Origin of the sequence: Hyalangium sp. (assembly GCF_035629615.1) — a bacterium.
Lineage (GTDB): Bacteria > Myxococcota > Myxococcia > Myxococcales > Myxococcaceae > Hyalangium.
Map to the genome: position 1 here is coordinate 1 of NZ_DASPHO010000108.1, position 7,193 is coordinate 7,193.

Consider the following 7,193-nt stretch of genomic DNA (forward strand, 5'->3'; position numbering starts at 1 on the left):
GCAAGCTCAACCTCATGTCCGAGGCCTGCCAGGCGCCGGTGGAGACGCGCCTGTGCCTGACGCACATGGATGGGCTGGAGGGCTTCGAGGACTTCGCCCGCATGCTGAGGCAGCACGGCGTGCCGTGCTCCTTCGAGATTCCCAAGCAGGGCGAGGAGGGCCAGCTGGCCTCGCTGCTGGAGGGGCAGGAGCAGTACCTGGCCCTGGGGCTCACCTCGCTCCCGGTGGACGCCTTCGAGCGTCTGGAGCGCTTCTATTCGCAGGGCGGGCGCTCGTTCTCGGCGCTCGGCCGCTTCGTGTCCGCGCTGCTGGAGGGCAACACCCTCTCCTTCAAGCCTCGGCTCACGCGCGTGTACCTGTCCTCGCTCAACGCGGAGGCGCGCGCCAGCGGCACGCTCTCCGTGGTGACCGAGGAGAGCAGCACCGAGGCCCTGCGCCGCCTCTACCTGCGCACCCACCTGATGCGGGCCGTGGGGTTCGCCGCGGTCTGCTGCCTGCCCGTGCTGGCCGCCTACGCCAACTTCTACGTGCTGCTGCGCGAGGCGCAGGCCCGGGTGCGGCACTTCGAGCTCACCGTGTCGCAGATGCGGGAGCAGGGGCTGGAGGGCAGGGGCGAGGTCGTCGAGGAGCAGGTGAACGAAGCGGCGGACGCGATCAGCCACCTGTGGCGAGCCGCCCGCTGGTGGCCGCCGCTGAGCACCAGCTTCCCGGACGAGATGTTGGATCTCCGCCAGCGGCTGGCTCAGGGCATCCGGGAGAGCCACCTCAAGCCCGCGCTCGACGCCTGCCGCAAGCGGCCCGAGTCCTGCCGCCCCGAGCAGGTGGTCTACCTGCTGACCACGCTCCATGCCTCGAACGGGGACGGGCTGGGGACCTTCGTGAGCTCCAGCATCCAGCCCCAGCACTCGCGCCGGTGGCGCGGCGAGGACTCCAGCGAGGACGGGACGGAGGCGGCTACCCAGACCGACAGGAGCCGTACCTGGATCACCGCGCTCGATCTGCGCGAGCCGCTGGTGGCCACCTACGTGCTCGCCACCGACAAGCCCTGGGAGCGCAATCCTCCCTGCCGCCGTGGGGCCGTGCAGGTCTCCGGGAAGACGGAGGATGACTGGTCCTGCTGGCCCTATGAGGATCGGCTGACGTTCGAGAGCCAGCTCAAGCCCTGGTTCGATCATCTCCTGTTCCTGCGGCAGACGTTCGAGGCGGGGCCGAAGTCGGTGGCAGAGCTCGATCTCCGCCGGGAGGAGCGCGATCGGTTGAAGGCGCAGCTGGCCGACCTCGATGTGTACGCCTCCCTGCCGACGGTGCTCAAGCTGATCGATGCCTCCTCGATCCAGGTCAACACGACCCACTTCCAGGGCATCGAGACCACCGTCACGGTGCTCGACTGGCTGCGGGCGAACCGGGACACGCTCGCCGCGGTGCTGAACATGGAGGAGGAGGCCTATTCGGGCTTGCTCGCGGTGGAGAAGATGGGCCCCTCCGAGCTGCTCACGAGAGATGGCCTCTGGCTGACGGGCAACAACAAGGGCCCGTACCGGATCGAGCTGATGCAGCAGTCCTTCGATTTCCGGCCGCCCCAGCTGTCGCGCGAGCTGCTGCAGTCGCTGCTGGATCTCTACGAGAAGAGCGGCCGGCTGACCATGGGGCCCCAGGCAGTGACTCGCGCGGGGCAGCCCATCACCAGCCGGACGCCCTTCGAGACGGACCTCAAGCCGCTGGTGGACGACTTCACCGAGCGGCTGAAGAGTGCCCAGCTCCCCACGGAGGAGTCCGCGAAGCGCGAGGCCTACGTGCAGAAGCGGGTGAACTCCTTCTCTCACGGCTACCGCGAGGGCCTCTTCAACAGCATCCGCGGCTATCGCTTCGTCGTGTCTCGACGGGTGCTGCTCGACGAGCTGGCCCGGCTCACCCAGCCCTCCTCGGATCAGGTGGACATGCTGCGCGACGTGGCCAGCCGGGCCAGCCTGGATCCGCTGGAGGGCCCCTACTACGAGCCGCTGCGCAACGCCGTCGCGCCCTTCCGGCCCATCGTCACGCTCATGACGGCGGACAAGAACGGCTTCTATGCCGCGCTTGCGCCCTACCATGCGCTGGTGGCCCAGATGCATGACGAGTTGGACGCCGCGTCCAAGAGTGGCGCGGACAAGGCCGGCGCGGACAAGGGCGCGGAGGGTTCGGACAAGGACAAGGCCCCACCGGCCGCCAAGGGCAAGGCCAAGGAGGAGGGTGCCGAGGCCGACGCACAAGGCGGGCCCCCGGAGCTCGTGGACATGGTGACTCCGCTGGAGCGAGTGGCCTTGTCCATGCTGCTCGAGGAGGAGGGCTCCTACCTGCGCAAGGCCCAGGAGTGGCTGGACCAGCAGGGCATCACCGGCGAGCTGCGGCAGCCCTTCCTCGAGCCCTTCCTCCAGGTGCAGACGCTGGGCAAAGAGGAGCTGGAGAAGACCCTGAGGAAGCAGTGGGAAGAGGCCACGGGGCGCATGCTGGGGCCCATGCTGGAGCGCTACCCCTTCAACCCCGAGTCGCCGGAGGACGTGGATCCGGGCGAGCTGGAGGTGCTGCGGCGCAAGGATGGGGCGTTCTGGAACTTCGTGAGCCAGATGTTCTCCCGCATCTGCGTGGAGCGCGGCACCGAGTGGTCGCTGCGCGGCCCGCTGCGGGACAAGCTGGTGCTGCCGGATCAGATGCTCATGTCCTTGAGCCGGCTGGCGCGGTTGGCGAAGCTGCTGTGGGATGACGAGGGCAAGCCCCGGCCGCTGATGCTGAAGGTGCAGCCGCAGCCTCTGCCCGCGCCGCCGATGCCCGGCGTCTTCGTCACCATGTCCTCGCTCAAGTGCGGAAAGACGACCGCGTACGGCTTCAACCAGAGCCCCACGTGGCAGGAGTTCCCCGTCAACTGGTGGGATCAGCAGGTGTCCTCCATCGTGCTGGAGCTTCGCTCGCCCGCTCGAGATGCGCCCCAGTACCTGTCGCTGCCGTGGAACCGCTCGGCCTGGAGCTGCTTCCGCCTCTTCGAGGAGGCGGCCGTCACCGCCGATCAGCGCCGGCAGTGGAGCCTGGCGCTGCAGGGCAACGGTGTGAGCAAGCGGGGCGTGGACATCAGCTTCGGACTCAAGGGCGATCCCTGGGTCCCCTTCCGAGAGGTGCCGCGATGAGCGCACGTGCGTCTCGGCTGACGGCCCTGGCGGCACTGCTGTTGCTGGCCAGCGGCTGCTCGTCGAGCAAGGTCAACCTCAGCATCAAGTCGCCGCCTGGGACGAACCTGGGCCGGCCCATGTACATGCTTGTCCGCCAGGTGGAGCCCAAGCAGTACGCCAACGAGGCGTACTCCGAGGTGGCCGCGAAGGTGGGCGCGCCTGACCAGACCGTGCTGCAGACGGCGGTCATCTATCCGGGCACCATCCAGCGCTTCCAGGTGAAGGTGCCGCAGGAGGGGGCCGTCGCCGTCTCCTTCCTCTTCACCGCTCCGGATGGGAACTGGCAGCTGCTGCTCAGCCCACCTGTGCCTGGCGCGGTGGATGTCGAGCTGACGGTGAGCCGCATCCTGAGCGACTCGATTCCGCCGGCGCTCCCCTCGGAGGTCCCCGAGGCTCCCAAGGCGCCCGAGGCCCCCAAGCTGGAAGTCCCGAAGGCGCCCGGCGCCTGAGTCAGCGGCCCAGCGCGCGCACCTGGGCGTCCATGGCGTCCATCATGCTCATGACCTGGGTGCGCACCTGCTCGACCACCTGGGAGAAGAGGGTGGACTCGTTGATGGTGGTGGCGAGCGTGTCCAGCGGCGCGAGGAGCTGATCCCGCGTCGCGTCCACCCGGCCCGCGACTCCGTCGATCTGCTGGGCCGCCGTGTCCATCAGCCCGTTGGCCTGCTTCGAGAAGGTGTCGAGCACCTGATCCACGCGGCGGCCGGCCTCGTCTTCGATGCGCTGCCGGGCCTTGCGGGCCTCCTCGAGCGCCGTGTCCACCCCCGTGCTCACCGTGTCGAGCCCGGCCTTCATCCGCTCGCGGGCCGCGTCCACCTGCTTCTCAATGGTCGTGCCCACCTCGGTCACCTTGTCGGCGGCGGTCTGCAGCCCATCGCTGAGGCTCTTCTGGAGCGCGTCGAGCTGGGTCTTCACCTGCTCCTTGAGGGCGTCCACGCGGGCGGCCACCTGCTTCTCCATCGCCTCGATCTGCTTCACCACCTGGTCGCGGGCATTTGCCACCTGCGCGGCGATCTGCGCCACCAGCTGCTCCACCTGGGTGACGGCCTGATCGATGCCGGTCTGCACCGTCTCCTGCAGCGTCTGGATCTGCGCCAGGAGCTGCTCCTGCAGTGTCTGGACCTGCGTCAGGGCCTGCGTCTGGACCTGCTCCACCTGGGTGATGAGCTGATCCGACAGTGATGTCATCTGCTGGGTCACCTGGCCAGCGAGGGTGTCGAGCTGGGTGGAGATCTGGCTCACCACCTTGGTGATGGCCTGCATGGCCGGGTCCACCAGCGGCTTGGGCAGATCCTTGGCGGGGATGGCTTCCAGCAGTTGCACGGCCTTGGCCAGCAGGGACTCCAGGGTGCCGACCAGCGTCTTGAACAGCGTCTGGAGTTGCTCGAGCTTCTCGGGGAGGACAGCGAAGAGCGCCAGGATCTGCTTCTCGAGCTGGGCGAGGGTGTCCATCAGGCCGTCGAGCACCGCGAAGGCGGAGTCGATCGTCTGCTGCACGGGGGCCCGGATGGACTCGAAGGTGGCGATCGCCGTCTTCATCAGGGTGTCGATGGCCTCCATCCCCTGGGTGATGAGCGCGTCGATCTGCTGCTGCACCTGCTCGATGAGCTGCTCCACCGTCTTCAGGGCGTTGGCCAGCTGCTCCACCTGTCCCGCCAGGGTCTGCTCGAGCGTGTCGAGCAGGCCGGTGACCGCGTTGCGCCCCGTCTCGAGGGTTCCGCCGACGGTGGTCTCCAGCGTCTGGAGGATCTGGGTAGCCGCCTGGGTGGCGGTCTTCACCTGGGAGCGGACCGGATCCAGGCCCGCGCGCAGCTGGGCCACCAGCCGCTTCACCTCGGCCTTCGACGTCTCACTCGTGGTCTGGATCTGCCCGTGGACCTGCTCCAGGGCGGTGGAGGGAGGGGAGAGCACGGAGTCGACGGCCTTGTTCAGCCGCTCGGCCTCCTGCTTCAAGGTGTCGCGGCTCTTGGCCATGGGAGCGATCAGATTCTCCGTCACGGCTGCGAGCTGGGTGACAGCGGCCCCCACCGTCTGCTCGGCCTGGCCGCGGAGCTTCTGGATCTCCTTCTTGACCTGCTGCTCGCGGGCCTCGAGCTCCGCCTCGACCTTCTTTATCCCCTTCTCCACCTCGGCGTGGGCCTTCTTGAGCTCGTCCTCGACCTTCTGCCCACCCTCGCGGACCTTCTTCAGCTCCTGGTCCGCCGCGGCGCGGAGCTTGTGGAGCTCATCCTCGAGCTGCTGCTCGCGGGCCTGGAGCTCCGCCTCCGCCTTCTTGAGCTCCTTCTGCAACTCGGCCCGGTTGTTTTCGAGCTGCTTCTCGCCAGCCTCGAGCTGCTCCTCTCCCTTCTTCAGCGCCTGCTTCGCCTGGTCGCGGATCCCTCGGAGCTGCTCCTGGACACGCTTCTCGGCGGCGTCCAGCTGCTCCTCCACCTTCTTGAGCTGCTGCTCCACCTGGTCGCGGACCTTCTGGACCTCCTGCTGGAGCTTCTTCTCTGCCTCCTGGATCTTCGCCTTCAGCTCGTCCTTGCGCTTCTTGATCTGGGCGAGCACCTCGCCGGCTAGCGCCTCACAGCGCTCCCCGATCTCCTTCGCCAGCGACTCGAGCTGCTGCCCGAAGGACTTCTGCTTGCTCTTCGCCGCGTCCTCTAACACCTTGCAGCGGGAGGAGACCGCGGGCTCCAGGGCCTGCACCGTCTTTCGGATGCGGCCCGCGGAGGAGTCGAGCTTCCCCCGAAGGGCGAGCACCTCGTCCCCGGCCTTGTCGAACCTGGACCACAGCGCCTTCACTCAGGGCTCCAGCTCCGCCAGCTCGGCGTCCAGCGCATCGATCTTCTTGGAGAGCCCTCCGGCCACGGTCTCCACCTCTGGGCGGATGGAGGCCAGGGCCCCCTCGAGTTTGCCCGTCAGCGAGTCGATCCCTGTCCGCAGAGGCTTCACGCTGGCCTTCACTCCCGCGCTGAAGGACTCCAGCTCTCCGCGAAGCTCCGCTACCTTGCCGCGCAGTTCCTTCATGGGTGCACTCCGTCCCTAGGTCCGTTCCTCACTGCAGCTTCTTGAGCGCCGCCTTGGCCTCCGCCACGACGCCCGAGAGCTGGTTGACTCCTCCGGACAGCCGCGAGGCCGCTCCCTGGAGTCCGCTCTTGGCCTCCTTCACTTTGGCGCCCAGCTCCGCACGGGCACCACTGAGCTTCGCCTTCGCCTCCGCCTGAGCGCCCTTTATCTTCGCACGCACGGAGCCCATCGCGCTCATGTAGGCGCCGGAGGTCTGCCCGATGGCGCCCCCCACGGCCGCCGTGAGGTCTCCCTTGGCGGCATCCACCTGGGGCGACACGTCATAGGTGGGAGTAGGTGCCGCACCGCTGGGGGACTCCTTCACCTGGATGAAGAGGTGGCCCTCGCCCATGCGGACGATCTGCGTGTCCCCCCCGGAGGTGCGATGGATGCGCATCACCGGCTTGTCGTCCTGGAAGTCGTGGGTGATGCCCGTCTGGCTCGTCTTGTTCCAGCCCACCAGCGTCTGATCGCCCTGGCCGCCCTGGGGCGTGCGCACGCCCTCCTTCCAGTCGATGAAGCGGATCAGCTCGGCGCGGTCGAAGTGGAGCTCCACCAGCACCCGCGTGTTCTTGTACGGGGGGAAGAAGAAGTGCCCCGGGAAGTGGATGGGCTCGGCGGGCACGCTCACCGTCTTGTTCCACAGCGGCACCGTCATCTGGAAGGAGGAGAGGGAGGTCTTCTCGTCGTCGGTGATGAGCCAGCGCCGGTCCTCGGCTCCTCCGCCTGGGCTGTGCACCAGGCCCTCGACGTGGATGGGGTAGCGCGGGATGCGGTAGGGCGGCAGGGTGACCACGGCCTCGGAGGCGGACTCCAGTCGGACCGAGAGGAACACGTCATAGTCGGCGGCGGGGGTCTGCTGCTCGTCATGCTTGCCTTCGCGCTCGGCGTAGGCCTCCAGGTCCAGCGAGAGCACCCGCAGGTCCTCGCCGGTGCCGGTGA

General features: G+C 68.1%; 4 protein-coding genes and 1 pseudogene. 2 read left to right on the forward strand and 3 right to left on the reverse strand.

The features are described from left to right. On the forward strand, nt 1-3,158 hold a 3,158-nt coding region (locus VD972_RS04985; protein WP_324981539.1), incomplete at its 5' end, for a type VI secretion IcmF C-terminal domain-containing protein. Then, nucleotides 3,155-3,649: a hypothetical protein gene (locus tag VD972_RS04990; RefSeq protein WP_324981542.1), complete on the forward strand. Its 495-nt coding sequence runs from the start codon at nt 3,155-3,157 to the stop codon at nt 3,647-3,649. The genes VD972_RS04985 and VD972_RS04990, both read left to right, overlap by 4 nt. Before the next feature lies 1 nt (nt 3,650). Here the strand turns inward: VD972_RS04990 and VD972_RS04995 are convergent, their stop codons facing one another. The 3 genes and pseudogenes from VD972_RS04995 to VD972_RS05005 all read right to left on the reverse strand — a co-directional run. Continuing rightward, entirely contained in the window at nt 3,651-5,987 is a 2,337-nt protein-coding gene (locus tag VD972_RS04995) for a hypothetical protein (protein ID WP_324981545.1), read from the reverse strand. Next, entirely contained in the window at nt 5,988-6,212 is a 225-nt protein-coding gene (locus VD972_RS05000; protein ID WP_324981548.1) for a hypothetical protein, read from the reverse strand. Nucleotides 6,213-6,240: 28 nt separating this feature from the next. Then, a pseudogene (locus VD972_RS05005) lies at nt 6,241-7,193 on the reverse strand (hypothetical protein); the annotation flags it as partial.